Raw genomic sequence first — 26980 nt, forward strand, 5'->3', positions numbered from 1 at the left:
CGATTGGCTGAGTATCTAGGGTGGCGGAGCGTTGGGCTCAACGGCCGATAAGGGCAAATTCTCCTGCGCGGGCAAATAGCCGGGCTTGTGCGCCGCCAGCAAGTCGGCCGGCAAGGCGATGAGACGCGGCGCGCTGGTGTAGAGCAGTCCCGCTTCGATCAGGCGATCGGGAAAGATCACCTGCAGCGCGGCGGCATAGGCCGCCATCTGACGGACATGGGCGAGCGGGACCTCCGCTGCAGACAGGGGCGCGACACGCCCTGTCTTGAAATCGATAATCTGCACCCTGTCGTCGCCGACGCAGAGGCGATCCACCGTGCCCGCGATGACCAGTTCGCCGACGACCGCCGCAACGGGCGCTTCCGCCAAAGCGGTCGGCCCGAACAGATCGGCGAAGCGCGGATCCTCGATGACGCGCAGCGCCTGGTCGATGACGTCATGGCGCAGGGCTGGGTCGGTTGCCCCCTGTTGCGCCAGCCAGCGATCGGCCCGGTCGCGGCGGTGCGCAGGCGACACGTCGGGAAGGCGCTCGAACAGGGCGTGAAGCCACCGTCCTCGCTCCGCCGCCTGGCGCATGGCGGGGGTGGGCGGCGGGTGCGGCACATCATCCTCGACCGGGGCGGAGGGCGCCAGCGGGCGCGGCGGGCGCGCTTCGGCCGGTGCCGGCTGGCGCAACCAGAGGGGTTCGGCATGGTCGCCGCGTTGGAAGGACGGCATCGGTTCGGGCGCGCGCGGCGGCAAGGTTTCTGTCCCCCGCCAGCGGCGGCGGGCGCCCCATAGAGGGTCCGCTTCCCAATCCGCACCAAGGCTAGCCAGCGCGGCGTCGACGGCAGTGAACCAGCTTTCCGGTTGCGGCTCTCCCTTTGCGCGTGGTCCCAGCGCGCCGGTGACGATGAGCTTTTCCTCCGCCCGGGTCAGCGCCACATAGAGCAGCCGCCAATGCTCTTCCCGCTCCGCCGCGCGCGCAGCCTCCAGAGCCCGGCCGATGACGCCTTGCCGCTCGGCCTTGCGCGGCGGCAGGATCGGCAAGCCGTTCCACAGAAGGGAGTCGGTGCGGTTCCCCGCGTCGGGATCCAGGCAGGCGTCGGCCAGGATGACGACAGGCGCCTGAAGGCCCTTGGCCCCATGCACGGTGAGCAAGCGGAGCGAGTCGCCCTGCGCGGCCGCGTCGCGCACAATCTCCACCTCGCCCCGATCGAACCAGTCGATGAAGCGCTGGAGTGAGGGATGATCGTCGCTCTCGAAGACGAGCGCGGCGTTCAGCAATTCCTCGATCGGGTCGGCGGCTTCGGTGCCCAGCCGTTCGATCAGGCGACGCCGCCCGTCCGTCGGCCCGGACAGGATTGCCTCCAGATAGCGGTATGGCGTGGTGAAATCTGCGCGCGCAAGAAGCTGTCGCAGGGGCGCCAGTTCGGCATCATCCAGCGTCTGGACCAGATGCCGCCACAGGCCGGTGCGTCGTCCGATGAGCCGGGCCATCAACTGCTCCTGCGACCAGCCGATCAGCGGCGACACCAGCAGCGAGGCGAGGTTCAGATCATCCTCCGGCTGCACCGCGAAACGCATCGCCGCGAGCAGATCGCGAACCGCGAGCGGCGCATTGAGCCGCAGGCGGTCGATCCCCGCCACCGCAACATTTTCCTCATACAGACGCGCCACGATCAGCCGCGCGAGTTCGCTGCGGCGGCGCACGAGTATCATGATGTCGCCGGCGGCGATGGGGCGGCCCCGGCTTTCGAGCATCATGCCTTCGTCGATCCACCCGCGAACCTGCCGCGCGATCGACTGCGCCAGGAGTCTTTCCTGGTCTGCCGCCCAGTCTTCCTCGCCATCAGCGGCTTCGGCGAGGCCAGAGACGGTCGGCTTCCACAGCAGCACTTCGCCCGGAAACGGATTGGCGCTGACATGGCGGACATCACCCCGGGTCAGGCCCAGCCGACCGGCGCCGAGCGTCGCGATCGTGCGATCGACAAGATCGAGGACCGCAGGGGTGGAACGGAAGCTGCGTTCGAGCGACAAGTCATGGAACAGATGGTCGGCGGCCTCGGCGTGGCGCTGGAACGCGATCTGCGCCGCAGCGAAAGCCTGCGGACTGGTGCCCTGAAAGCCGAATATCGCCTGCTTGAAATCGCCGACGGTGAAGATGGTGCGAACCTTGTCGCCCTTGGCACCTTCGCCCGCGAAGAATTCGGCCGCCAGGGCCCCGACGATCTCCCACTGGCTGACATTGGTGTCCTGCGCTTCGTCGACCAATATATGGTCGATGCGCTGGTCGAGCTTGTAGCGGATCCAGTCGGCGATGCCTGGCTGCGACAGCAGCATCGCGGTCCGGGCGATGAGATCGTCAAAATCCACGGCCCCGGCCAGCTGCTTCGCATCGGCATAAGCGCGGGCATAGGAACGGCCGGCATGGAGGGCGGCGCCCAGCAGTTCGGCATATTGAGCGAGCGCCTGAAGGCCGAGCAACTCCGCGCAGCGACCGTGCAGGCGTTCGCTGGCCTCGACATAGCCGTCGATCGGCGGAATCCAGCCCTTGGCGGAAATAAGGTCGCCGTCCGCCTTTGCCCAGGCGCCATGAAGGTCGCGCAAGCCGCTGGCCCGGGCCGCCGGCGGGAGGGCGCGCCAGCGAGCGATGCGCTCGCACCGGTCGACCGCGCGGCCCGTGGCCCAGTCGGCATTGGCCTGCGCCACCCAGGCGAGGGTGCGCATGTCGAAAACATCGTCGGCACATTGGCGAGCAAGATGATCGGCAATGTCGCCTTCCGGCAGGCCAAGTTCGCTTTGCAGCCAGCCGGAAATATCGCCCGGAAGCTGGTCGAGCGCGTCGGCTCGCGACGCGCAGCGCAGGAGGAACTGCTCCGCCCCGCCCTCGCCAAGACGCAGGCTGATCGCCTGGATCGCCTCAATCAGCGCACCGTCTCCCTGTTCCTGCGCGCGGACGACAATGTCGGCCAGGGTCTGGCGCGCAAGGGCCCCCTGTTCGCGCTGATCGAGCGGGCGAAAGCCGGGTGGAAGGTCGGCCTCCAGCGGGAAGGCGGTGAGCAGTTGTTGGCAGAAGCCATGAATGGTCTGGATACGCAGGCCGCCGCCGGTCGCTTCCAGCACCTCGGCAAAGAGCCGTCGGGCGCGATCACGGGCTTCGGGGCCGGACTCCTCGTCCAGCGCCTCCAGATCGCGGAACAGGTCCCCCTCCTCCATCTGTACCCAGGCAGCCAGGCGGTCATGGATGCGATCCGCCATTTCCGCTGCGCCAGCCTTGGTGAAGGTAAGGCAGAGGATATTTTCCGGTCGCACACCCTGCAGCAGCAGCCGAAAGACGCGCGCGGTCAGGACATGGGTCTTGCCGGTGCCGGCCGATGCCGACAACCACACATGCGCATCGGGCTGCGCCGCGCGGGCCTGATCGCCCAGCAGCTTCTGAAGGGGGGTCGCCTTTCTAGCCATCGTCGCGGCCATACCATTCTTCCAGCCGCATAAGCTGGTCGTAGTCGCCATAATTGGCGACTTCCGGATTGACCTGAGCGGCGAAGGGGGAGTCCCCGGTCAGATAGGCGCCAGCGACCTGCTCGAACCGGGCATGGACCCATGACGTGAAATCGGCGGTGATGATCTTGTCCCGCTTGCCCATCGGATCGACGGGGCTGTCGCGATAGCCAAAGGCGTCATTCTTCTTGGCGAGCGACCAATATTCGAAGCAGCCTGCGACTTCAGACGCCGCAGTGCCGGGAAAACCGCCCTGCTCCGCGATCAGGCCCAGAAGGCCAAGTTGCAGCGCGTAGCCGGCGCGTACCTGCCTTGCGCTTGGCGGCTTGCCGGTCTTGTAATCGACGATGCCGAGCGTGCCGTCGGACATCCGATCGATGCGATCCGCCTTGCCGGTCAGGGTGACGCCGGCAATGTCGGCCCGGCCTTCCGCCTCTACCGCCACGATCGTGCGACCAGCCGCCTGATCCGCGAGCACTTCCGCCGCGATCCAGCGCACCGCCTCGACCAGCCGGGGTTGCCATAGCGCCTTGAGCAGCGGATGAATTTCCGGGCGATCAAACATCGCGCGGGCGCGCGCTTCCAGATCGGCAGGATCACGGGCTGACTCGGCCCAGTGCTGAAGGATTTCATGCACGGCCGTGCCACGCCAGGCCGGGCCGGCGTCAGCGTCCACCGGATCAAGGCGAGCGAGGCGCAGAATGCGCTTCGCGTAGAAGGCGTAAGGGTCGGCCTTCAGTCGGTCGACATCCGTAACCGGGATCAACCGGGGCCGCACCGATGCAGGGGGCTTTGGCGCGGGGCGGACGGCGGGGCGTTGCCGGTCAGGGCGATCAAGCGCTTGCGCCAGCGCGGCATAACGATCGGCGGACTTCCATTGCGGCCCGGCCATCGCCTTCAGCCGAAGCCAGAAACGGGACGCGACGGCGGGACCGCCCGCCCCCCGCCGGGCGCGCGTGATGAGTATCTGCGGCGCCCCCAGCGCGCTGGCGAAATCATGGGCGGCAAGACCTATACGGGTTTCAAGGCCTGGCAGGCCAAGCTCCTTGCGGATCCGAGGCGCGAGCCAGGGATCGGGCGCGGGCAAGCCGGGCCAGGTGCCTTCGTTGAGGCCGGCGAGGATCATGAGGTCCGCCTGCACCAATCGGGCCTCGATCAGGCCGAGGATGGCGATGCGGGGATGGCCGCCCTGTGGCAGGCGCACCGAAATGCCGCCCAGCATATGGTCGAGCAATTGGGGAAGCGCGCGGATGTCGGCGTGCGGTGGACCTTCCCCGGCCGCTTCCTCCATTTCCGCGAACAGGTCGGCGGCGGCGTGACCCTGATGCCCGGACCAGACGGCGTCATGGGTAAGGGCGCCGGCCTGCTCGCGGATGATCGCGAGTTGCTGGGCAAGCGTGGGACTGCCTGCGAACGCCAGCTCCAGCGGGGCCAGCAAGGCGCGGGCCTGCGGCCACCAGTCGCGGACAGCGGCGCGCAGCACGCGCTGGCGGTCTTCCCCTTCGCTTTGAGCGACAAGCAGGTCGATGCCCGCCAGCCCCGCGGCCGGCCGTGGGCCGCGCAGCAGCAGGTCAAGCGAGCGCACGCCGTCCAGCCATGCGAGCCGCCCTTCCCCGCGCATCACCAGCGGATGCTTGAGCAGGGTCAGCAAGGCGACGGGGGCGAAGCGTTCCGCAGCAGCCTCCGCCATCGCGATCAGCAGGGTTCCGGGCGGCAGACGCGAAAGGGGTTGGCCGGCGGAATCGTCCGCCTCTATGCCCCAGCGCGCCAGATGCGCCGACACGCGCGTGGCAAGTTGCCGATCCGGCGTCACCAGCGCGGCGGTGCGCTCGGGCGTTTCGACCGCTTCGCGCAAGGCGATGGCGATGGCCTGCGCTTCTTCTCCTGGCGTCGCGACCTCCAGCGCTTCCACGCCCGCCAAGGAACGGTCCGCTGTCTTGAGATGGCGCCAGCGGCTGGTCAGGCGTGGCGGCAGCATGGCGTTGGAGATGTTACGGCTGCGGACGGCGCGCGCATCAAGGTTGCTGCCCCAGCGCCAAAGCGCAACGTCGTCGCGGGTCACGCTCATCCGGTCCAGCAGCAGCTTCAGCGCATATTGCGGATGGGTTTCGTGGCCCGGTCGCGCGCGGCCGGTCAGCGCGTCCGGCTCAAAGGGGCCGATCGCATCCCAGGCTTCGCTGTCCATTTCCTGGTCGAGCCCCGCGAAGATCACGCTGCCCCCCGGCATGACGGCAATGCGACGCAACAATGCCGCGACTGCGGGCGCCGTCGTCGAAATGCCGGCAGCGATCGTGAAGACAGGGGGCGGCTGCTCCGCCCAGCGCGCCGCTACGCGATCGAACAGCCGGTTGCGCCGATCCGCAAGATCGATGAGGCCCAGCCGCGCCAGTTCCTCCGGCCAGCGCCGCATCAGAATGGCGAAGAGATCAAGCGACCGCTGCCAGTGCGCGGAAAGCTCCTCGGTGATCGCAAGGTCGCCAAGCGCGCCGACAGGCACCCTCTCGACCTGCATCTGGTCAAGCACGGCGCCAAGCGCATGGCCGAGCTTGAGCGCCTGACCAGCATCGACGGGATGGCTCGAAGCCTGTTGCACCAGCCGCGCCAGGATCATCTGGCGGCGCATCGGGGTAATGGCGGGCGGAATCGCATCCCCCTCGCCCAGCGGGTCGAGCGCGCCGCCGACCTGCTCCCCCAGATCCGGATCGCCGATCGCGACAAGGCGCGGCAGCAACAGGCCCTTTTCCGATTTGCGGACGAAAGCGTCGCTGACGGCTCGAACGGCACGATGACTGGGCAGCAGGACCATGCCCTGGGCCAGCCGGAGCGGATCGCCGCCATGCTGGGCAAGGATCCCCGCCACGAGCGCGTCGGAAAAGGCGCGATGAGCAGGGATGGTGAACAGGGCTGGCCGGGCGCGATCACCCATGAGCCAGGAAGGATTCCACATAGGGAATGGCGCGGGGGGTGCCCACGTCGAACCACAGCCCCTGATGCGAAACGCCGTACAGCCGCCCGGCTTCTATCGCCCGGTTCCAGAAGACATTGGTCGAAAAGACATCAGAGGGCGGGTCGACCAGCAGCCGGGGCGACATGATCTGAACGCCAGTGAAGACGAACGGCGCGACATGCGATGCCTTGCGGCGACTGAGGCGCCCGGCCGCGTCCATGTGGAAGTCCCCAGGCCCGCTGTGGCAATGGGCGCGCGCCAGCGGCACCAGCAGCAGCAGCGCATCCATCCGTTCGGGATCCCAGAGGCGCTGCATCATGCCGATCGTTTCCTGCGGGCCGTCGATCCACAGATTGTCGCTGTTGGCGCAGACAAAGGGTTCGTCCCCCAGAAGCGGCCGGGCGTGGATGAGTCCGCCCCCCGTTTCTAGCAGCTTGGGCCGTTCGTCCGAGATCAGCACCTCCAAGTCATCGCGATAGGCGCCCAGATGCGCTTCAACCGTGTCCGCGAGATAATGGACGTTGACCACGACCTTGCGGATGCCTCCGGCGGCGAGGCGGTCTAGCGCATGATCCATCAGCGGCTTCCCCGCGACCTTCACCAGCGGCTTGGGACGGGTGGCCGTGAGCGGACGCATCCGTTTGCCAAGTCCCGCCGCCATCAGCATCGCCGTGTCGATCATAGCGGCGCCTGATCCTGCAGCGCGCTATGGCGCTTGTCGGCGGGAATGTTCGCCGCGAACCACTGCGCAACCGGGGCCAATGCGGGATGGGCGAGGTCACGCTCCAGCAGGTCCCACATGCGCGGCAGGAAGGAGAGGTAGCGCGGCTTGCCGTCGCGCTTCCACAGCCGGGTGAAGATGCCGATGATCTTGGCGTTGCGCTGCGCGCCCAGCACGGCATAGGCCGCATCGAAATCGGCAGGCGGGTTCGCGACGGCGCGATAATGCGCTATCATCGCTGCCTCGACGTCAGGCGATACGTCCCGGCGGGCATCCTGCAACAAGGATACGAGATCATAGGCGGGATGGCCGGCGAGCGCGTCCTGAAAATCGAGCAGACCAAGGCCCCGCGCCTCGGGCCGGTCGATCAGCATGATATTTTCGGCATGATAGTCGCGCAGCACCGTCACGGGCGGACTCCTGGACTGTTCGACCAGCGGCAGGACGGCGTCCCAAGCGCGGCCATAGCCTGCTGCATCGACCGGAAGATCGATCGCGGGGCAATACCACTCCGTCAGCAGGTCCGCTTCCCGCTGATAGACGGCGCGGTCATAAGACGGCAGATCGGCGGCGGGCAGGCGGTGGAGATCGGCAAGCAGGTCCACCGCGCGGGCATAGACGTCCGGTTCATTGGAAGGATGCTCGTCCAGATGTTCCTTGACGCGCAGATCGCCGAAATCCTCGATCAGGACCAGCCCGTCGTCGAGATCGCGCGCCAGAATGCGCGGCGCGGCAAAGCCCTGCCCCGCCAGATGCTCGGCGATGGCGATGAACGGGCGCGGGTCTTCATGCGGTGGCGGCGCATCCATCAGGACGGCTCGGCGCGCACCATCGATAATGCGAAAATAGCGGCGGAAAGAGGCGTCACCCGCCAGGGGAACAATCGCGGCATGCTCCCAGCCCGCTCGCGCGAGAAAGGCGGGGGCTGCGGCGGGCGGGATCATATCTGCGACCATCGCTCCGTCCAAGCGTCCGGCACGCGCGCTGTCAAGCGCCTAGCGCCGTCGGGTTCGATGTCGATGCGCAGCCGAAGCGCGTCCGGCCAGGCGCCTTCTCCCAGCCGTTCAGGCCACTCGACGATCAGCAGGCTGTCCGAGAGATAGTCGTCAAGCCCAAGTTCCTCGGCGTCCTGCGGCCCGTCAAGCCGGTAGAGGTCCACATGGGCGACAGGCATGCGAACGTCGGGCACGTCATAGGGCTGGACGATCGCGAAGCTGGGACTCGGCGCCTCCTCTTCCAGACCCAGCGCTTCCAGCAGGCCGCGCGCCAGGGTCGTCTTGCCCGCGCCCAACCCGCCCTCCAGCGCGATGACGTCCCCGATCCGCGCATGGGCGGCGAGACGATGGCCCAGCGCCAGCATAGCCGCTTCGTCGGCCAGGATGACGGCGGCTTCAGCCACGGGGCAGCTCGATCACCGCCATGGTCCCCTGACCCGGCTCCGACACGAGCTGAAGGCTTCCGCCATGGGCCTCCGCGAACTGCTTGGCGAGCGGCAGGCCGATACCAGTCTTTTCCCCGCTGCGTGCCTGTTCCGCGCGCGCGGCGGCGTCGAAGATCGTCGCCTGTCGGTGACTGCTGATTCCCGGGCCATTGTCCGACACGACCAGTCGCGCGCTGCCGGCATCGCCATCGCCGTGCAGCAGAACGCGTGCGCCCTCGCCGCTGTAGCAGACCGCATTTTCGAGCAGATGATCGAGCGCCTGGCCGATCCGCCGGCTGTCGCCCTGCACAGTGCCCAGCGTGGCATGCAGTGACAGAGCAAGGTCGATGCCCTTGGCCGCTGCGTCAGCCTTGATACGTTCGACACTTTCCCTCGCGAGTTGAGCGAGGTCGACCGGCGCGCGATCGATCGGCAGGGTGCCCGCCTCGCCCTGCGTCAAGTCCAGCACATTGTCGATCAGCATCGCCAGACGCTTGGTGCTTTGCAGGATACCGTCGACATAATCCTTGGCAGATTCGCTGAGTTCGCCGGCATAGCCCGCGCTCATCATCTCGGCAAAACCGGCGATGGTGGTGAGCGGCGTGCGCAGCTCATAGCTCATGTTGGTGACAAAGGCCGTCTTGACCTTGTCCGCCTGTTCCAGCGCATCATTGCGGTCGCGCAGCACCTGTTCGACCCTACGACTGTCGGTCACGTCCAGCATGGTGAAAAGGGCATTGCCGTCGGGCAAAGGGATAGCCGCGAATTCAAAGATCCGCCCATCGGCGAAGCCCACATGGCCGACGCGCTGCTTGCGCTCGACCGTGGCGGTGCGAACCAGTTCGCGGACGAGATTGGCCTGTTGCGGCTTTGCGAGGCGCGACTGGACCGCGCGCATCAGATCGTCGATGCGCGGATGCTGCGCCAGCAAATCCTCCGAAATTTCCCAGATGGTGCGGAAACGGCTGTTCCAGAGCGACAGTCGGCCGTCGGAGGAAAAGACGCCGATCGATTCGAACAGATTGTCGAAGGTTGCGGTACGCACGCGCAACAAGGTGTCACGTGCGCTCGACAGTTGCACCTGCTCGGTGCGATCCTCAAAGATGAGGAGCAAGCCGCCGTCGGGCAGCGGCTGGGCATAGACACGCAGGTGCGTGCCGTCGGCAAGCAGCCAGTTTTCCTCGCGTGGATCGGGGGAGAGGAACCATTCGCGACGTTCCGCCCGCCAGGCGGGGAAGTCACGATGCTCGGGCAGCCGACGCGCCTCGCGCATGCGGTCGAGCACGCGTTCGAACGCCGGCTGATCCGCCAGATGCTCCTGATCGAGGCCGAACAGGCTCATGAAGGGCTGATTCCAGAAACGCAGGGTCCGGTCGGGTCCGAAGCGGGCGACGCCGGCGGACAAGCGGTCAAGCAAATCGCGCTGCGCCGCTTCCAGCCGGCGATGTTCGACCCGGGCCTGTTCCAGCTCATTCTGGTCCATCGCGAAACCGGCCACCCCCGCCTCCCCCAGTGGGACGTCGACCACGCGCATGGTCCTGCGCTCGCCATCGATGGTGGCGGGCACCATGCGCTCGACAGCTTGGCCTTCGCTGAGCGCCTGTTCGGCAGCCGCCTGTGGCGTCAGCCCGCCGACCGCCTCCACCAGTTCGGTGCCGCTGGCGATGACCTCGCCGGCATTTTCGCTATCGACGGCGCGGACATAAGCCGCGTTAACCAGACTGAGGCGCATGTCACGGGTGCGGTGCCACATCGGGAAGGGCGCAGCTTCAACCAGGCCCGCTAATGCCTCCAGCGCCTCGCGCAGTTGTTCGACCCTGCCCCTGAGCGCCTGGATTTCAGACTGGCTGTCGGTCGCGTCGAAGATCCAAAGCGTGACGCCGCCGCTTTCCGCAAGCACCGGACCCGCAGGCGCGCCACGGACCAGCAGCAGGCGGGACGATCCCAGACCGCGCACCGGCAGCGCGAAGCTGCGGCCAGCGCGCTGCGTCGCCGCGATTTCTTCGGCCAGGGCGGCAGCATCGTCGGGTTCAAGCCCCCCGTCGGGCGCAGTCAGTTCTGAAACGAAAGCCGGGCCACGATCCTTGCCCAGCCATTTGGCCAGGCGATCGGCAGCCTCGATCCGCCCATCGGGATGGATAATCACGGGCGCGGCGGGAGCGGAGGCGAGCAGGCTCGAAAGGCGGTCGAACTTGCCCTGCGCCTGCCTGCCTTCACGTCGCATCCGCTGGCCGGTCGAAAGCGCCCATATCGAAGCGGCCAGCCATCCGGCCAGCACGATGCCCAACATGATGGCGGCAAAGGGGGTCAATGACGTCATCGCGCCTGCTCGCCCCCCATCTCGATCCGACCGCCCCTCTGCATGATTATCAAGGGACTAACCCAAGTCGAAAGCAGCGTGAAGCGTTCAGATACAAAGAATTGCCGGCAGACATAGAAAAAAGGGGAGGCCCTCGCCTCCCCTTCGTTCCGCTTAGTAGCGGTAGTGGTCCGGCTTGAACGGGCCTTCCGCCGACACGCCGATATAGGCAGCCTGCTTCGGCGTCAGCTTGGAGAGCTTCACGCCCAGCTTTTCGAGGTGAAGCGCGGCGACCTTCTCGTCCAGGTGCTTGGGCAGCACATAGACCTCGTTCTTATACTCGCCCGACTTGGTCCACAGTTCGATCTGCGCCAGCACCTGGTTGGTGAAGGACGAGGACATGACGAAGCTCGGGTGACCGGTGGCGCAGCCCAGGTTCACCAGGCGGCCCTTGGCCAGAACGATGATCTTCTTGCCGTCGGGGAACTCGACCTCGTCGACCTGCGGCTTGATCTCGGTCCACTTCATGTTGCTAAGGCCCGCAATCTCGATCTCGCTGTCGAAATGGCCAATGTTGGAAACGATCGCCATATTCTTCATCGCCCGCATATGATCGACGGTGATGACGGCTTCGTTGCCGGTCGCGGTGACGAAGATGTCGGCGCGACTGGCCGCTTCTTCCATCGTCACGACTTCATAGCCTTCCATCGCCGCCTGCAGCGCGCAAATGGGGTCAACTTCGGTCACCAGCACACGGGCGCCGCCGTTGCGGAGCGAAGCGGCCGAGCCCTTGCCGACGTCACCGAAACCGGCGACGCAGGCGACCTTGCCGGCCAGCATGACGTCGGTGGCGCGACGGATGGCGTCGACCAGAGATTCCTTGCAGCCGTAGAGATTGTCGAACTTCGACTTGGTGACGCTGTCGTTGACGTTGATGGCCGGGAACGGGAGCTTGCCCTTCTTCGCCAGTTCATAGAGGCGGTGGACGCCCGTGGTGGTTTCTTCCGAGACGCCCTTGATGGCGGCAACCGTCCTGGTGAGATATCCGGGACGCTCGGCGAGGAAACGCTTGAGCGTCGCGACGAAGATTTCCTCTTCCTCATTGCCGGGCGTGAACAGCTCTTCCCCGGCCTCGACGCGGGCGCCCCACAGTGCGAACATGGTAGCGTCGCCGCCATCGTCCAGGATCATGTTGCAGGTCGTGTCACCCCAATCGAAGATGCGGATGACATAGTCCCAATATTCCTCCAGCGTCTCGCCCTTCACGGCAAACACCGGAATACCGCGCGCAGCGATGGCCGCGGCGGCATGGTCCTGGGTGGAAAAGATGTTGCACGATGCCCAGCGGATTTCCGCGCCCAGTTCTGCCAGCGTCTCGATGAGGACGGCGGTCTGGATCGTCATGTGCAGCGACCCGGTGATGCGCGCGCCCGTGAGCGGCTTTGAGGCGCCGAATTCCTGGCGGAGCGCCATGAGGCCCGGCATTTCGGTCTCGGCGATCTCAATTTCCTTGCGACCAAAGCCGGCAAGGCTGATGTCGGCGATCACATAATCCTGCGCCTGGGTGGCGGGAGCGGTGGCCACGAGCGTGTCTCCATTGCTTCAAACTGAATGGGCCGCTCAAAGCCATGTCCAAGCGGCGGCGATGGCCTGCGCCTTACCAACCGCCGCCGTCCAAGGCAACTCAATATAAAGTTTTCTTTATGTTAGTTTCCAAGACGGGATGCGACCGTGACCGGAGCCTGTGCGTCGCGCTCGCGGTCCCTGCCCGCGACCGCTATGACGACATCGCAGCGGGCGCCGGAGAGATGCGGCGCAACGCCGGCCGCGTCGGCCAGCTCCAATATCGCGGAACGGGTGGCGGGCAGCGCGTTGGCGGCATCCGTGATCGACTGCAGGTCACGGCAGGCAAGCCCATCCGCCCCGGCGCCATAGACGTTCGCCAAACCGGTGACGTAATTGTCATAGGCGCCGAGCGCGCCCAGCGGCCCGGCTGCGGAGCGGAAATGTTCGCGCAGTTCATCATTGACCTGGGTCAGCGCCTCCCGCTTGTCGTGGATAAAGCGGTTATAGGCAGGCAGGAAATTGTTGCCGGTCGACCGGCAGCGCAGCGCCGATACCATCAGCATCATTTCGAAGTCGCGGATCTGAGCGGCTTCCACCTCGACGGGTTTCCAGCAAGACGCGGCGTGGGCCGGCGCGAGCGGCAGCATCGCGGCAAGCGCCGCGGCGAGAATTTTCTTCATGAATGTAACCCCCGAACAGTCCCTGAAACGGAGGGTGCGCCCGTCCGCTTGCCGCGATGTCAACGGACAGGGTTAAGCGGCTTTTATCGCCATCGGTTCAGTTACGGAGCGAGAACAAGCCACGCCGGCAGCCATCGTTTCGCGGCGGAACCCGATTCCAGCGTCGCCGCGCGACCGCAGTTTCAGGCCGAGCCGGCTCCGCTGACCAGATGAGAGGCATCGACTCCGGCGGCGGCATAGGCGGCCGCCCATTTGCGCTCCGCCGGCACGTCGAACAGAATATCTGCCTGGCATTCCGTGGGAAACCAGCTCTCGCCGGTCATCTCGCGGTCGAGCTGCCCCGCGCCCCACCCGGCGTAGCCCAGCGCGACGACGTAGCGACTCGGCCCCTCTCCTTCCGCGATCGCCTTCAATATTTCGAGCGAGCCGGACAGGCCCCAGTCCGGGCCGACCGGGACCATGTCGTGGCCTGTCCAGTCGAGCGAGTGAAGAACAAAGCCGCGACGCGGCTCCACGGGGCCGCCGCGCAACACCGGCCCGTCGGGGATGTTGCGCGCATCGATATCGAAGCTTTCGAGCAGGTCATGCAGCCCGACCCCGTCAATCTCTTCACTGACGGCGATGCCCAGGGCGCCATTTTCATCATGGACGCAGATGGCGATGACGGAATGATCGAAGCGCATGTCCTCCATGCCCGGCAGCGCGAGCAGGAACTGACCGGCATAGGAACGAGAATGGTCCATGGCCCTGACTATACGCCGCTCAGCGCGCTTGCCAATGGCAGGCTGTCGCCCGGACAAGGCGGCGCGGCACATAAGCGGGCCTTGACAGCGCGCAGTGCAAGGCCGACTTGCCGCGCTTCACAGGTTAGGAGACAGACGATGACCATTGCCAAGGGCGATCGCATCCCCAGCACCAGCTTCACCACCATGACAGAGAATGGCCCCGAAACGGTGGCATCGGACGCTTATTTCGCCGGTCGCACCGTTGCGCTCTTCTCCGTCCCCGGCGCCTTCACGCCGACCTGTTCGGCCAGGCACTTGCCGGGCTTCGTCGAAAAGTCGCAGCAGTTGAAGGAAAAGGGCGTCGACGAAATTGCCTGCACTGCCGTCAACGACGTGTTCGTGATGGCCGCCTGGGGCAAGTCGGCTGCCGCGGACGGCAAGGTCACGATGCTTGCCGATGGGAATGGCGACTTCGCCAAAGCCGTGGGCCTCACCATGGACGGCAGCGGTTTCGGCCTTGGCACGCGCGGCCAGCGCTTCTCGATGCTGGTGAAGGACGGCGTCGTGACCGAACTCAACGTCGAGCAGCCGGGCGACTTCAACGTCTCCTCGGCCGACCATCTGCTCGGTCAGCTCTGATCCGGAAAAGCCGCGCGCGCGTCGCCAGGGCGCGCGGCCCCTTATACTTTCGTCGGCAACATAAGTGCGGTAGCAAGAAGCGATGACGGACAGCATCGGCCGCGCAACCGTAGCGCACCTCGAACAGCTTTATCAGGCCTCCATCGGAAATCTACGCGGGGCAATGCAGGCTTACGCCCGGGACGGCAGCGTCCCACCTCCGGAGGCCAAGGCGGACCGTCGCTTCTGCTACCCCGAGTTGCGGATTGCCCATCATGCCGAAACCGACGCCCCACCACCGGGCCGCTCTTTCGCCCGATTGTCGAAGCCCGGCCTCTATGTAACGACAGTCACCCGACCGGCGATGTTCGGCGACTATCTCGCCGAACAGATCGACCTGCTTGTTCGGGATTATGGTGTGGAGGTGGAGGTCGCGCTCAGCGATCAGCAGATCCCCTTCCCCTATGTGTTGGACGGGCTGGACATCAGCGCGCTCGATGGCACCCCGCCGACCGAACTGGCGCGCCATTTTCCCGCGACAGAACTGGCGGCAATTGGCGATGAGATCGCTGATGGATTGTTCATGACCGACGCCGAGGGGCATCGCCCGCTGGCGCTGTTCGACGGATTGCGCACCGACTTCTCCCTGGCGCGGCTCAAACATTATACGGGCACACCGGTCGAGGATGTTCAGCGCTACATTCTGTTCACCAACTATCATCGCTATGTCGACGAATTCGTCGCGTGGGCTTGCGCCGAGCTGAAGCGCGACGGGTCGCCCTACACGGCCCTGTCGGGCGCTGGCGGAGTCTATGTGACGGCCGAGACCGCCGATCCGGCACGCATGATCGCCGACAGCGCCTGGCGGAAGCACCAGATGCCCGCCTATCATCTGATCGCACCCAACCGCAGCGGCATAACGCTGGTCAACATCGGCGTAGGTCCCGCCAATGCCAAGACGATCTGCGACCATCTGGCGGTCATGCGGCCGGAGGTCTGGTTGATGATCGGCCATTGCGGCGGTCTGCGGCCCAGCCAACGGATTGGCGACTATGTGCTCGCGCATGCCTATCTGCGGGACGACAAAGTGCTGGACGACATGCTGCCGCCTGAGATCCCCGTGCCCGCCATCGCCGAAGTCCAGGTGGCCATGGCGAACGCGGCCGAAGCGGTGCTGGGCGGCAATGATCGCGAAGACTTCAGGCGCCGGCTGCGCACGGGCACCGTCGTCACCACTGATGATCGCAACTGGGAACTGCGCTATTCCAGTTCGGCCCTGCGCTTCAGCCTCTCACGCGCGGTGGGTATCGACATGGAATCGGCCACGATCGCCGCGCAGGGCTATCGCTTCCGCGTTCCCTACGGCACGCTGCTCTGTGTGTCGGACAAGCCGATCCACGGCGAATTGAAACTGCCGGGTCAGGCCAATCGCTTCTATGAGGAAGCGATTGCTGGTCACCTGCGCGTGGGGCTGATGACCTGCGAACTGCTGCGGCAGGAAGGGCCGAAACTGCACAGTCGGAAGCTGCGCGCTTTCAACGAACCGCCGTTTCGCTAGACCGCAAGGGTCATTCACTCAGGAAGTCCACCATGGCCTGCCCCAGCTCCTTGCGGGTGACGGCGTTCATGTGGTTGCCCGGAATTTCCAGATAGCGGCCATGGGGCAGCAGTTCGGCAAGCTCCTGAGCAACGCCATTGTCCCGGTCGTCGGCCCCACAGATGACGGCTGTCGGCTGAGCGAAGCCAGCGATCGTCTCGGCGGGCGTGTCGGCAAAGCTATTGATGATGTTCAGCAGCGCGACCGGATCGCCCTTGGTGGTCTTGAGGAAAGCCTCCGTCATCCATTCGGACGTGCCGCGCTCGAAGGTGCCCAGGTTGGTCAGGACGTTGCGATAATAGCCGCCGCGATCGAGCGTTTGGACAAGTCCCCGCAGGCCCATCCCCGCGAGGATCACACGACGGGGACTCGCGCCACGCGCCAGCATGCGCACTGTCGTCCGTGCGCCGAGCGAATAGCCCCCGAGGTCATAATCGGTAAGACCAAGCTGATCGACCAGCGCCAGATTATCGTCTGTCAGCGCGTCGACGGGATAGGCGGCAGGGTCATGCGGCTTGGCGCTGTCGCCATGGCCACGCAGGTCCGGCATGATCAGGCGGAACCCGGCGCCCACGAGCTTTGCCGCATGGCCATAGCGGATCCAGTTTGTCCAGGCGTTCGAGAAATAGCCGTGGATCAGCACCAGATCGCGCCCTTGACCCGCCACGTGCACGGCGATCGGCAGGCCGCCCAGTCCCTTGATCTCCAGCTTTTCGATGGCGAGGTCGGTCATGCGCTACTCCTTGGCTGGTCGCCGGATATGGCTTCAGCGGCGAATTGTCGAGAGCAGCGCAGCCCGAGGCAGAGCCATGACAATGCGCTGCCCAGTTGAGCCGCAGCCATGTCCTTTTGCGGGTCCCACGCATCACCCTGCTGGCCGTTATACCAGTCGGCCGTGTCACCTGCCGCCACAAGCGTCAGCAACCATTCGAATATCTCGTAGAGCGCGCCAAGGAGGCCTATGGCCGCAAATCCGAACCCGAGGCTCCAGCGCCGCGGCATGGCGCCCCGCTTGCGCGCGATCTCCGCGAACGGCCTGGTCAGCAGCAGGCCGAAACCGAAATGCACCAGCCGATCATAGCCGTTGCGCCGCCATCCGAAACTGCTTGAAAGATCGTGCCCGGTCAGGGCTTTCGCCCAGTCGTCATAGGGCACGTAGGAATAGATGTAGCGCCCGCCCAACGTATGCAGCAGCAGGAAGATGAGGACGCAGGCCGCTGAGGCGTTGGACAGCGGCCAGCGCCGCAGCAGCCATGGCGCCGCAAGAGCGATGAGCAGCGTCGGGCCGTGCTGAAGCGGAGCAAGTTCGGGAAAGGGTTGATCGACCTGTGCCAGTGCGATCGCCACGACCAGCAACAGGATCATCCGGCGCTGCGCGGGTGGAAGGGTCTTCCACACCGCTCCAGCGCCGGCGATCATATTGAAGCCTCAGCCCTTCTTCAGGTAACGACGGCCGAGCAGTTCCGCGATCTGCACGGCATTCAGCGCCGCGCCCTTGCGCAGATTGTCGCTGACGCACCAGAGCGAGAGGCCGTTGTCGACGGTCGAATCTTCGCGAACCCGGCTGATGAAGGTAGCGTAGTCGCCAACGCATTCGACAGGGGTGACGTAACCGCCGTCCTCGCGCTTGTCGACGAGCATGACGCCCGGCGCTTCCCGGAGGATGTCCTGCGCCTGTTTGGCCGAAATCTCATTCTCGAACTCGATATTGATTGCCTCGGAATGGCCGACGAACACCGGCACGCGCACGCAGGTTGCGGTGACCTTCACCTTGGGATCGAGAATCTTCTTCGTTTCCGCGACCATCTTCCACTCTTCCTTGGTGGAGCCATCGTCCAGGAACACGTCGATGTGCGGAATCACGTTAAAAGCAATTTGCTTGGTGAACTTCCTGGGTTCGGCCGGATCGCCGACAAAGATGTTGCGCGACTGTTCGAACAACTCGTCCATGCCGGCCTTGCCCGCGCCGGACACCGACTGGTAGGTCGCGACCACGACGCGCTTGATCTTGGCCGCGTCATGCAGCGGCTTCAAGGCCACGACCATCTGCGCGGTCGAACAGTTCGGGTTCGCGATGATGTTCTTCTTCGTATAGCCTTCGATCGCATCCGGATTCACTTCCGGCACGATCAACGGCACGTCCGGATCCATGCGGTAGAGCGACGAATTGTCGATCACCACGCATCCTGCCGCCGCCGCCTTGGGCGCATATTCAGCCGTCGGGCCCGAGCCCGCGGCGAACAGTGCAATGTCCCATCCGGCGAAATCAAAATGTTCGATATTCTTGCACTTGAGGGTCTTGCCGGTATCACCGAAATCGACATCGGTGCCGTGCGACCGGGGCGATGCGACCGCCGCGATCTCGTCAATCGGGAACTCGCGCTCGGCGAGAATGGTCAGCATTTCGCGGCCCACATTGCCCGTGGCACCGACGACGACGACCTTGTAACCCATGACCAGAGACTCCACTCCATGCAAAATTGCGGAAGTGCGCCCATAGCGCCATGGCCGCGATTGTCCAGCATGAAGCGGTTGCCATGGCGAAAGGCTGGTTTTCCTATTTGTCCGGTTCGTCCGGCCAGACGCCGTGCCGATCCAGGAAATCCTCGATCGTGCGCCATAGATGAACGCTGATGCCAGGCCCGCCGACCCGGTGCGTCTGGCCGGGATAGATCATCATTTCAAAAGGGACGGCCGCCTCCTGCATCCGCGCCATCAGCGAGGTGCTGTTGTCAAAGACGACATTGTCGTCAGACATGCCGTGGATCAAAAGCAGCGGGTCCTTGATCCCGACCGCCTGCTCGAGAGCGCCGGATGAGGGATAGGCGCTCGGCCTGTCCTGGGGCCGACCGAGATAGCGCTCCGTATAGTGGGTATCGTAAAGTTCCCAGCGGGTGACCGGTGCACCAGCGATCGCCGCCGCGAACACGCCCGGCGCCTTTTCGAGCAGCTTCAGGGACATATAGCCGCCATAGGACCAGCCGTATGTGGCGATGCGCTTGGGATCGACATAGGGCTGGGTCTTCAGCCATTCAACGGCCTTCAACTGATCCTCGACTTCCACCGTTCCCATGGCACGATAGATCTGGTCCTCGAACGCCTTCCCCCGGTCGGGCGTGCCGCGATTGTCGACAGCGAAAACGATCCAGCCCCGATCGACGAGATATTGATAGATGGGGGACACCCACTGGTTGGTAGCGACCCTGCCCGCCCCGGGGCCGCCATAGTGCAGCATGAATACCGGGTAGCGCTTACCCGGCTCCAATGGTGGCGTCATGATGCGGGTATAGAGCGTCGATCCATCGACGGCCTTGATCGTGCCAAAGCGCGAAGCGGCATGGCGCGCCAGATAGGGCGCGTAGGGGTGATCGCCCCCGACCGCGTTCTCCGAGATCCACTGGAGACGCTTTCCATCCTTGTCTGCGAGATAGACTTGCTTCGGCTGGCCCGCATTGCTGCGCGAGATGATGAAGCGGGATACAGGGCCGTCCGACACCGCGTCGTTCCACCAGCCGCTGCTGGTGAGTTGCCGCAGAGCGCCCCTGCCCGTCAGGGGCGCGGCGTAAAGCTGCTGCTCCAGCGGCGTTTCTCTATTGCCGGTGAAATAGACCAAACCCTGTTGTTCGTTCACCCCCACGATGTCGCGCACATCCCAGTCGCCGCTGGTGAGCGGCGTCCAGCGGCCGTCGCGGACATGATAGAGATGCCCATGGCCGGTCCTTTCCGACCACCAGAGGAAAGTACCGTCGCGAAGCGGCCGGAAATTGTTGCTGAGGTTGATCCAGGTCCGCGCCCTTTCGGTCAGGACTATATTCGACTTGCCGCTCGTCGGATCGACCGCGAGCAGGTCCAGCCGCTTCTGGTCACGGCTTTGCCGTTGGACATAAAGGGTCCGGCCATCCTTCGACCAGTCCACCCGGGCGAGATAGATGTCCAGATCCTGACCAAGGTCCGCCTTCACCTGTCCCGAGCCGTCGGGTTTCATCACGTAGAGCTCGACCCGCGCATTGGGCATGCCGGCGGCGGGATAGCGTTGCTGATAGACTTGGGCACCCTCCCCGCCGATCGCCATGCGCGTCACGACGCCCACCTGGTTTTCATCGACTTTCGCCACCGCGATCAGCTTATCGTCGGGGGACCACCAGTAGCCGGTGCGCCGGTCCATCTCCTCCTGCGCGACAAACTCCGCAATACCCCAGCTGACGGTGTCGCTTGCGCCCCGCGTGAGTTGACGCTCCTGCCCGCCGATCGGCTGGACGAAAAGATTGCCGTCCCGAACGAAGGAGACGAAGCCGCCCTTGGGGCTGACCATCCCGTTCAACTCGCCTTGCGGTGTATTGGTAAGACGCGTCACCCGGCCATCGAGCGCGGCCAGATAGAGATCGCCGTCCACCGGTACAAGAACGGCCTTTCCGTCGGGTGCCCAGTCGTAGGTCACTATGCCGGTGTTGCCCGCCACCGACCGATCGCGCTCCCGCTGCATCTTTTCGGCCTCGGACAGATCGGCGCCGCTGCCGGTCTTCTTCGAATCGACCAGCATGCGTTGCGCGCCGGTGACGCTGTCGATCGCCCAGAGGTCGAGCCTTTCCTTCTCATCCGGCCTGGGCTTGAGGAGGGTGACCAGCCTTCCGTCGGGCGACAGCTTCAGCCCGCGGAGCTGGGATCCCGACAGGTCCGGATTGGCAAAAACGCGTTCCAGCGTCAGCTTCTGCTGAGCCTGAGCGGGAAGGGAGGACAGCGCCAGAACCCCTGCGAAGGAGACGGCAATCTTAAGACCATGCATCAACGCCATGCCTACGAAGTTAACGCCGTGCAGACAAAAAGATCAATGTGACGACATAAAATTTCGTGCCATGATCCGGTCGATCATGGTGGGCGCGACAGGGATTGAACCTGTGACCCCACCCGTGTGAAGGGTGTGCTCTACCGCTGAGCTACGCGCCCCCTGGAAGGAGGAAGCGGCCATTGGCACCGGCCACCGCTCCTGTCAAGCAGGTGCTGAGGCAATTGCACAAAATGGGCTTATGCGGCATCTCTCCATCCGATCAATGATTCATTCAAGCGTCAACAACAAGGACTTTCCACTCATGCGTCAAGGCATCGCCCTGGTTATCACAACCCTGCTTCTATCGTCGCTGGCCGCTTGCAACACGGTCAAGGGGGCGGGCCGAGACATAGAGTCCGTTGGCCGGGCCGGGGAACGCGTGATCCATTGATCCTTCACGGTTAAACGGGGGTTGTGGGAGGATGCGGTCCGTAATCGCCGCATCCTTTTCGAGCCGGACGCCGTCACATTCTGGCTCGCCACAATCGCAGGCCGCCAACATGTAGCGCACGCCGCACATCACCAGAATATCGTGGTCGAAGGAATAGTTGGATATCCCCGCACGCTCGACCTTTTCCCGAGCCCTGGCCTTCAGAGACATGATGTTCTTCCCATCCATGGTCGTCATGATCGATGCTGCGATGCACAATGTCAATCAACGGGGGTTTGTTCCTGAACAGATTGTCATAAATCCGTCCAGAAAATGCCACGATCCGCCGCCCCCCGCCACTATGCTTGCGCGGTAGCCCATTCGCTCCCATATGCCGCCGCATGAACGAGCGATATTCCAACAGCCCAGCCAGCAGCTTCCCGGTCTGGCACGGCACCACCATCATGTCGGTCCGCAAGAACGGAAAGGTGATCGTGGCCGGCGACGGGCAGGTGTCCATGGGCCAGACGGTCATGAAGCCGAATGCCCGCAAGGTGCGACGGCTGCACGATGGATCCGTTATCGGCGGTTTTGCCGGCGCGACAGCGGATGCCTTCACGCTTTTCGAACGGCTGGAGGCAAAGCTTGAACGCCATAATGGCCAATTGATGCGCGCTGCCGTGGAACTCGCAAAGGACTGGCGGACCGACAAATATCTGCGCAATCTCGAAGCAATGATGATCGTCGCGGACAAGGAGGTGACGTTGATCCTCACGGGCAATGGCGATGTGCTTGAGCCGGTAGGCGGCGTCGCGGCGATCGGGTCCGGCGGCAATTTCGCGCTGGCCGCCGCCCGGGCACTGGTGGATTATGAGGATGACGCTGAAACACTGGCCCGCAAGGCGATGAAGGTCGCGGCGGACATATGCGTCTACACCAACGACCAGGTCATCATCGAAGAACTGGCTTCTGTTGCTTGATGCCGTCCGGACGGCGTTCGTCAAAGCCTCCTATTCGTCTTCCAATTAAAGCATGCCCTCTGACAACCCGGGGGCGAACGGATCCATCGGAACCATGAACGACAACCTGACCCCCAAAGCCATCGTCTCTGCCCTGGACGCGCATATCATCGGCCAGGCGGATGCCAAGCGCGCGGTAGCCGTCGCCCTGCGCAATCGCTGGCGCCGGCAGCGCCTCTCGCCCGACCTGCGCGATGAGGTCACGCCCAAGAATATCCTGATGATCGGCCCCACCGGCTGCGGCAAGACCGAAATCAGCCGGCGTCTTGCCAAGCTCGCTGACGCGCCGTTCGTCAAGGTGGAGGCCACCAAATTCACCGAGGTGGGCTATGTCGGCCGTGACGTCGAGCAAATCGTCCGTGACCTGGTCGAGGAAGCCGTCCGCCTGGAGCGCGATCGTCGGCGCGAGGCGGTGCGTGAAGCCGCGTCCGAAGCGGCGATGAACCGCCTTCTCGACGCGCTCACGGGCAAGGAAGCTAGCGAGGCGACCCGTCTGTCCTTCCGCCAGCGAATCGAGAACGACCAGATGAACGACGTCGAGGTTGAGGTGGAAGTCGCCGACAGCCCATCCATGCCGATGGAAATCCCCGGCATGGGCGGCCAGATCGGGATGATCAACCTGAGCGACATGATGTCGAAGGCTTTCGGCCAGCAACAGAAGAAGCGCCGCAAGCTGCGCGTCGCCGAGGCCTGGGACAAGCTGGTCGAAGAGGAGCAGGACAAGCGGCTGGATCAGGATGACGTCGCCCGCGTCGCCATCTCCAGCGCCGAGCAGAACGGCATCGTATTCCTGGACGAAATCGACAAGATCGCCGTCAGCGACGTGCGCGGCGGATCGGTCAGCCGCGAAGGGGTGCAGCGCGACCTGCTGCCGCTGATCGAAGGAACGACTGTATCGACCAAATATGGCCCGCTCAAGACCGACCATATCCTGTTCATCGCGTCGGGCGCATTCCATGTCGCAAAGCCCAGCGACCTGCTGCCGGAACTGCAAGGACGCCTACCTATCCGCGTTGAGTTGAAGGCGTTGACCGAGGATGATTTCGTCGCGATCCTGTCCGACACCAAGGCGAGCCTTGTTGCGCAATATCGTGCGCTGCTGGCGACGGAGGGGGTAACGATCGACCTGACACCCGACGGCATCCGGGCTGTCGCGAAAATCGCGGCCGAAGTGAACGGCGAGATCGAGAATATCGGAGCCCGACGTCTCCAGACCGTGATGGAAAAGCTGTTGGAGGATGTGAGCTTTGACGCAGAGGATCGCCGGGGCGAAACGCTGGTGATCGATGCGGCTTATGTCGGCAAGCAGCTGAGCGAAGTCGCGCGGAACACCGACCTCAGCAAATATGTGCTCTAGCGAATCGCCTGTTTCCCCTCCTGCAATGCGGGAGGGGAATTGGATTCAATAGCTGCGGCCCACCAGAACGCGCTCCACCGCCCTTTCGCCGGTGAAGATACACGCACCATCGGCCAGATCCGCGTCCCTTGGTACGTTGCGCAGCGTCAGCTTCTGCCCTTTCAGCCACTCGACCACCTTGTCGAGCTCCTCGCCAGTCGGCTTGGCCCATTGCACCAGGGCCCAGCCCGGCTTTTTGGCTGATGCGAAAAAGGACTTAAGCGCGTCAAGCGATGTGATCGACTTGTCGATGTTTCCGAGCAGCCGTGCCTCGGCCTCGGCGAACAGGGTCTTTTGGACCTCTTCCAGCATGGACGGCGCAGCTGCCAGAAAGTCGGCTTTCGCGACGATCTGACTGTCAAGCTTGCCGTCGGCACGATAGAGCCGATCGCGGCGCAGCACGGACACGTTGCTGCCGGCGACATCACGCCCGCCCACCTCGACAATGATCGGCGCGCCTTTCTTCACCCAGGCCCAGCGCTTGTTGGCCGCCTTGGCGGGGCGCTTGTCCAGCAGGGCGCGCACCGGCTCGCGGAAGGCGTCGAGATTGTTCAACTCGCTCACCAGCTCACCGCAATAAGCAAGGATGGCAGCATCCTCTTCGCTGTCGCGCAGCATCGGCACCACGACGATCTGGTGAGGGGCAAGCCGGGGCGGTACACGCAGGCCGTCGTCATCGCCATGCACCATGATGAGGCCGCCGATCATGCGCGTCGACACGCCCCAGCTGGTGGTTTGCGCAAGTTCCTGCTGCCCTTCGGCATTTTGGAACCTGATGTTCTGCGCCTGACTGAATGTCGTGCCCAGGAAATGCGACGTACCCGCCTGCAGCGCCTTGCCGTCCTGCATCATCGCTTCGATCGAATAGGTCGCGACCGCGCCCGGAAAGCGTTCATTCTCAGGCTTCTCGCCAGCAATCACCGGCAAGGCCACGCACTCCTCAGCGAAGCTGCGATATACTTCCAGCATCTTGAGCGTCTCTTCCATCGCTTCATCAACGGTGGCGTGCGCTGTGTGACCTTCCTGCCAGAGGAATTCGGTGGTGCGCAGGAACATGCGGGTCCGCATCTCCCACCGCACGACGTTTGCCCACTGGTTGATCAGCACCGGCAGATCCCGCCAGCTTTGCACCCAGCGGGAGAAGGCGGCGCCGATGACGGTTTCCGACGTCGGACGGACGACAAGAGGTTCTTCGAGCTTTGCGTCGGGATCAGGGACGAGACGTCCGTCCTTCTGGATCAGGCGGTGGTGGGTAACCACGGCCATTTCCTTGGCAAAGCCGTCGACATGCTCCGCCTCCTTTTCGAAATAGGAAAGCGGGATGAACAAAGGAAAATAGCAGTTTTCGTGGCCGGTCGCCTTGATGCGATCGTCCAGCAGCTTCTGCATCCGTTCCCAGATGCCATAGCCCCAGGGCCGGATCACCATACACCCGCGAACACCGCTTTCCTCCGCCATGTCGGCTTCGGCAATGACGGCCTGATACCAGGCGGCGAAATCCTGTTCGCGGGTAACGGAAAGTGCGTGCTTCACGTGGGCTCGACCTTGATCTTGATCCTGGATGGCGCGCCATAAGCCAAGCGCGCCGCCCCGTCGACCCCGAACGAACGCCTCAGCTCAGCTTGTCGATCTTCGCGTTGAGGGCGGCCAGTTGCGCCTTAAGATCGGCGATTTCATCGTCCTTGCTGCCTTCCGAAGCCGAGGTGGTCGCGGCCCCCGGCATGCCGGGCAGTCCGGATACACCCGGCATGCCGGGCACCCCCCCGAACGCGCTCGCCGCGGCCTCGAACATCTGCATATTGCGCTTGGCGATCTCGGCAAGAGGACCGCCACCAAAGGCGCCCTTCATGGCTTCCTGAAACTGAATCTGGTTCTTGCGAAATGCGTCCATTGACGCTTCCAGATATTGCGGGACCATGGACTGCATGGAATCGCCGTACATGGCGATCAGCTGGCGCAGAAAATTGACCGGCAGCATATTCTTGCCCCGCTGCTCCTCCTCCATGATGATCTGGGTCAGGACATTATGCGTGATATCCTCGCCGGTCTTGGCATCGACCACAACGAACTCGCGCCCCTCACGAGTCATTTGCGATAACAGATCCAGCGTGATGTAACTTGACGTTTCCGTGTTATAGAGACGCCGGTTCGCATATTTCTTTATGACGACCGGCTCAGATTTATCGGCGGTCTTGGTTTTGGCCATGAATTCCTCTCCCACACCTGCACTTTCCGCATTAGCACAGGGGGTTGCCGCACCGCAACATGGCCCCCGCCCCTTGCCCCTTTTTCTCGATATTTTATGGCGCGAGACAGAGGGCGATCCCGATCTCAGACGCCGCGCGTTCCAGGGATTGCGGAAATATCAAGGGGCTAGGCGACCGCCGCCTCCCGCTCCCCCTCTCGTTCATGCGACCGCAGGACCGGCCAGACTGCTGCATTATGGGACGAATCAGGAGCGATTGCCGGTCCTGTTCATCCCTTCGATCATCAACCCGCCGCAGGTGCTGGATCTGTCGCGGGGTCGCTCCATGCTGCGCCACATGGCTGCAGCAGGACATGACGCCTATCTGGTCGATTGGGGCGAGCCGGCGTCGGGCGACACGATGCTGGGGCTTGACGGCCATGTCATCGAGCGGCTGCTGCCGCTCATCGCCAGCGTGGGTCGCCCGCCCATCCTCGTAGGCTATTGCCTGGGCGGGACGCTTGCACTCGGCGCAGCTACCATCAGCGAAGTGAGCGGGCTGGCGACCATCGCGACGCCCTGGCAGTTTGACGGCTTTCCCGCGTCAGACAGGCAGTTGATTACCGGACTCTGGCGGGACGCCAAGCCCGTGTGCGAGCGGTTGGGCTATGTTCCGATGGAGGTGCTGCAATCAGGCTTCTGGGCAATCGACCCGGCCCGCACCGTGCGCAAATATGCCGCCTTCGGCGACATGATGCCCCAAAGCGACGAGGAGCGCGCGTTCCTGGCTGTGGAGGACTGGGCCAATGGCGGACCTCCGCTCAGCTTTGCCGCGGGGCGCGACCTGTTCGACGATCTATATGGGGCGAACGCCACCGGCCGTGGAAACTGGAAGGTCGCGGGGCAGGTCGTGGGCCCCGAACGCCTGCGTTGCCCCGCTTTTTCCGTAAGCTCCGCAAGGGACCGCATCGTTCCTGCCAGCGCTGCTCCGCAGTTGGACAAGGGCCTGGTCCTGGAACTCGGCCATGTCGGTATGGTCGTAAGCAATCGCGCGTGCGACCTTCTCTGGCGTCCCTTGTCCGAATGGCTTTTCAGCCATGGCGGATGATGATATGCGGCGGCGGATAAT

21 protein-coding genes, 1 tRNA gene and 1 pseudogene are annotated in these 26980 nt (G+C 64.3%); 6 read left to right on the forward strand and 17 right to left on the reverse strand.

Annotated elements, in window-relative coordinates:
- Positions 1–15: 15 nt before the first annotated feature.
- The 9 genes from addA to AAC640_RS04555 form a co-directional block, all read right to left on the reverse strand.
- Positions 16–3456, reverse strand: coding sequence for a double-strand break repair helicase AddA (gene addA / locus AAC640_RS04515; protein ID WP_340264919.1), 3441 nt, complete (start codon positions 3454–3456; stop codon positions 16–18).
- On the reverse strand, positions 3437–6409 hold the full coding sequence (gene addB, locus AAC640_RS04520) for a double-strand break repair protein AddB (protein WP_340264920.1): 2973 nt from the start codon (positions 6407–6409) through the stop codon (positions 3437–3439). The genes addA and addB overlap by 20 nt, the downstream gene beginning before the upstream one ends.
- Positions 6402–7112 (reverse strand): nucleotidyltransferase family protein, encoded by a 711-nt coding sequence (locus tag AAC640_RS04525; protein WP_340264921.1) that lies wholly within the window; start codon positions 7110–7112, stop codon positions 6402–6404. The genes addB and AAC640_RS04525 overlap by 8 nt, the downstream gene beginning before the upstream one ends.
- Positions 7109–8095, reverse strand: a complete 987-nt coding sequence (locus AAC640_RS04530) for an aminoglycoside phosphotransferase family protein (RefSeq protein ID WP_340265342.1) — start codon at positions 8093–8095, stop codon at positions 7109–7111. The genes AAC640_RS04525 and AAC640_RS04530 overlap by 4 nt, the downstream gene beginning before the upstream one ends.
- A complete protein-coding gene (gene tsaE, locus AAC640_RS04535; protein WP_340264922.1) occupies positions 8092–8550 on the reverse strand; it encodes a tRNA (adenosine(37)-N6)-threonylcarbamoyltransferase complex ATPase subunit type 1 TsaE in 459 nt (152 codons plus the stop codon). Before tsaE ends, AAC640_RS04530 begins: the two co-directional genes overlap by 4 nt.
- The gene (locus tag AAC640_RS04540; RefSeq protein WP_340264923.1) at positions 8543–10891 is read right to left on the reverse strand and encodes a PAS domain-containing sensor histidine kinase; all 2349 of its coding nucleotides are present in this window, start codon (positions 10889–10891) and stop codon (positions 8543–8545) included. The genes tsaE and AAC640_RS04540 overlap by 8 nt, the downstream gene beginning before the upstream one ends.
- 153 nt (positions 10892–11044) lie before the next feature.
- Complete coding sequence (gene ahcY, locus AAC640_RS04545) at positions 11045–12454, reverse strand: adenosylhomocysteinase (RefSeq protein WP_340264924.1); 1410 nt, start codon at positions 12452–12454, stop codon at positions 11045–11047.
- 122 nt (positions 12455–12576) lie between these two features.
- The gene (locus tag AAC640_RS04550; RefSeq protein WP_340264925.1) at positions 12577–13116 is read right to left on the reverse strand and encodes a hypothetical protein; all 540 of its coding nucleotides are present in this window, start codon (positions 13114–13116) and stop codon (positions 12577–12579) included.
- Between the two features lie 182 nt (positions 13117–13298).
- Positions 13299–13859, reverse strand: a complete 561-nt coding sequence (locus AAC640_RS04555) for a YqgE/AlgH family protein (protein WP_340264926.1) — start codon at positions 13857–13859, stop codon at positions 13299–13301.
- 138 nt (positions 13860–13997) lie between these two features.
- Here AAC640_RS04555 and AAC640_RS04560 point away from each other — a divergent pair, with 138 nt between their 5' ends.
- On the forward strand, positions 13998–14480 hold the full coding sequence (locus AAC640_RS04560; RefSeq protein WP_340264927.1) for a peroxiredoxin: 483 nt from the start codon (positions 13998–14000) through the stop codon (positions 14478–14480).
- 82 nt (positions 14481–14562) lie between these two features.
- A complete protein-coding gene (locus AAC640_RS04565) occupies positions 14563–16017 on the forward strand; it encodes an AMP nucleosidase (protein ID WP_340264928.1) in 1455 nt (484 codons plus the stop codon).
- Between the two features lie 10 nt (positions 16018–16027).
- Here the strand turns inward: AAC640_RS04565 and AAC640_RS04570 are convergent, their stop codons facing one another.
- From AAC640_RS04570 to AAC640_RS04590, 5 genes are all read right to left on the reverse strand, one after another.
- Entirely contained in the window at positions 16028–16789 is a 762-nt protein-coding gene (locus AAC640_RS04570) for an alpha/beta fold hydrolase (RefSeq protein WP_340264929.1), read from the reverse strand.
- Positions 16786–17475 (reverse strand): DUF2238 domain-containing protein, encoded by a 690-nt coding sequence (locus AAC640_RS04575; RefSeq protein ID WP_340264930.1) that lies wholly within the window; start codon positions 17473–17475, stop codon positions 16786–16788. Before AAC640_RS04575 ends, AAC640_RS04570 begins: the two co-directional genes overlap by 4 nt.
- A 9-nt stretch (positions 17476–17484) precedes the next feature.
- Complete coding sequence (locus AAC640_RS04580; RefSeq protein ID WP_340264931.1) at positions 17485–18510, reverse strand: aspartate-semialdehyde dehydrogenase; 1026 nt, start codon at positions 18508–18510, stop codon at positions 17485–17487.
- Between the two features lie 103 nt (positions 18511–18613).
- A complete protein-coding gene (locus AAC640_RS04585) occupies positions 18614–20839 on the reverse strand; it encodes an alpha/beta fold hydrolase (protein WP_340264932.1) in 2226 nt (741 codons plus the stop codon).
- 86 nt (positions 20840–20925) lie between these two features.
- Positions 20926–21000 (reverse strand) — tRNA-Val (locus AAC640_RS04590).
- 143 nt (positions 21001–21143) lie between these two features.
- Between AAC640_RS04590 and AAC640_RS04595 the strand changes: the two genes are divergently transcribed.
- Positions 21144–21272, forward strand: a complete 129-nt coding sequence (locus AAC640_RS04595; RefSeq protein WP_340264933.1) for an entericidin A/B family lipoprotein — start codon at positions 21144–21146, stop codon at positions 21270–21272.
- Positions 21273–21299: 27 nt separating this feature from the next.
- Here the strand turns inward: AAC640_RS04595 and AAC640_RS18370 are convergent.
- A pseudogene (locus tag AAC640_RS18370) lies at positions 21300–21482 on the reverse strand (hypothetical protein); the annotation flags it as partial.
- Between the two features lie 170 nt (positions 21483–21652).
- Here AAC640_RS18370 and hslV point away from each other — a divergent pair.
- Together hslV and hslU are read left to right on the forward strand one after the other, a co-directional pair.
- On the forward strand, positions 21653–22231 hold the full coding sequence (hslV, locus tag AAC640_RS04600) for an ATP-dependent protease subunit HslV (RefSeq protein WP_340264934.1): 579 nt from the start codon (positions 21653–21655) through the stop codon (positions 22229–22231).
- Positions 22232–22325: 94 nt separating this feature from the next.
- Positions 22326–23627, forward strand: coding sequence for an ATP-dependent protease ATPase subunit HslU (gene hslU / locus AAC640_RS04605; RefSeq protein ID WP_340264935.1), 1302 nt, complete (start codon positions 22326–22328; stop codon positions 23625–23627).
- A 45-nt stretch (positions 23628–23672) separates the two neighbouring features.
- Here hslU and proS read toward each other — a convergent pair whose 3' ends face one another.
- Together proS and phaR are read right to left on the reverse strand one after the other, a co-directional pair.
- Positions 23673–25199, reverse strand: a complete 1527-nt coding sequence (gene proS, locus AAC640_RS04610) for a proline--tRNA ligase (RefSeq protein ID WP_340264936.1) — start codon at positions 25197–25199, stop codon at positions 23673–23675.
- Positions 25200–25278: 79 nt separating this feature from the next.
- Complete coding sequence (phaR, locus tag AAC640_RS04615; RefSeq protein ID WP_340264937.1) at positions 25279–25872, reverse strand: polyhydroxyalkanoate synthesis repressor PhaR; 594 nt, start codon at positions 25870–25872, stop codon at positions 25279–25281.
- On the opposite strand from phaR, the gene AAC640_RS04620 reads away from it, so the two are divergent.
- Complete coding sequence (locus tag AAC640_RS04620; RefSeq protein ID WP_340264938.1) at positions 25871–26959, forward strand: alpha/beta fold hydrolase; 1089 nt, start codon at positions 25871–25873, stop codon at positions 26957–26959. The two genes, phaR and AAC640_RS04620, sit on opposite strands and share 2 nt — an antisense overlap.
- Positions 26960–26980 lie beyond the last annotated feature (21 nt).

It is taken from the genome of Sphingobium mellinum, from assembly GCF_037860795.1.
GTDB lineage: Bacteria > Pseudomonadota > Alphaproteobacteria > Sphingomonadales > Sphingomonadaceae > Sphingobium > Sphingobium mellinum.

Bases quoted from the DNA above. Each gene is read 5' to 3' on its own strand.
- addA (WP_340264919.1), bottom strand. From the start codon at position 3,456: ATGGCCGCGACGATGGCTAGAAAGGCGACCCCCCTTCAGAAGCTGCTG.
- addB (WP_340264920.1), bottom strand. From the start codon at position 6,409: ATGGGTGATCGCGCCCGGCCAGCCCTGTTCACCATCCCTGCTCATCGC.
- AAC640_RS04525 (WP_340264921.1), bottom strand. From the start codon at position 7,112: ATGATCGACACGGCGATGCTGATGGCGGCGGGACTTGGCAAACGGATG.
- AAC640_RS04530 (WP_340265342.1), bottom strand. From the start codon at position 8,095: ATGATCCCGCCCGCCGCAGCCCCCGCCTTTCTCGCGCGAGCGGGCTGG.
- AAC640_RS04540 (WP_340264923.1), bottom strand. From the start codon at position 10,891: ATGACGTCATTGACCCCCTTTGCCGCCATCATGTTGGGCATCGTGCTG.
- AAC640_RS04550 (WP_340264925.1), bottom strand. From the start codon at position 13,116: ATGAAGAAAATTCTCGCCGCGGCGCTTGCCGCGATGCTGCCGCTCGCG.
- AAC640_RS04555 (WP_340264926.1), bottom strand. From the start codon at position 13,859: ATGGACCATTCTCGTTCCTATGCCGGTCAGTTCCTGCTCGCGCTGCCG.
- AAC640_RS04560 (WP_340264927.1), top strand. From the start codon at position 13,998: ATGACCATTGCCAAGGGCGATCGCATCCCCAGCACCAGCTTCACCACC.
- AAC640_RS04565 (WP_340264928.1), top strand. From the start codon at position 14,563: ATGACGGACAGCATCGGCCGCGCAACCGTAGCGCACCTCGAACAGCTT.
- AAC640_RS04570 (WP_340264929.1), bottom strand. From the start codon at position 16,789: ATGACCGACCTCGCCATCGAAAAGCTGGAGATCAAGGGACTGGGCGGC.
- AAC640_RS04575 (WP_340264930.1), bottom strand. From the start codon at position 17,475: ATGATCGCCGGCGCTGGAGCGGTGTGGAAGACCCTTCCACCCGCGCAG.
- AAC640_RS04580 (WP_340264931.1), bottom strand. From the start codon at position 18,510: ATGGGTTACAAGGTCGTCGTCGTCGGTGCCACGGGCAATGTGGGCCGC.
- AAC640_RS04585 (WP_340264932.1), bottom strand. From the start codon at position 20,839: ATGCATGGTCTTAAGATTGCCGTCTCCTTCGCAGGGGTTCTGGCGCTG.
- AAC640_RS04595 (WP_340264933.1), top strand. From the start codon at position 21,144: ATGCGTCAAGGCATCGCCCTGGTTATCACAACCCTGCTTCTATCGTCG.
- hslV (WP_340264934.1), top strand. From the start codon at position 21,653: ATGAACGAGCGATATTCCAACAGCCCAGCCAGCAGCTTCCCGGTCTGG.
- hslU (WP_340264935.1), top strand. From the start codon at position 22,326: ATGAACGACAACCTGACCCCCAAAGCCATCGTCTCTGCCCTGGACGCG.
- AAC640_RS04620 (WP_340264938.1), top strand. From the start codon at position 25,871: ATGAATTCCTCTCCCACACCTGCACTTTCCGCATTAGCACAGGGGGTT.
- phaR (WP_340264937.1), bottom strand. From the start codon at position 25,872: ATGGCCAAAACCAAGACCGCCGATAAATCTGAGCCGGTCGTCATAAAG.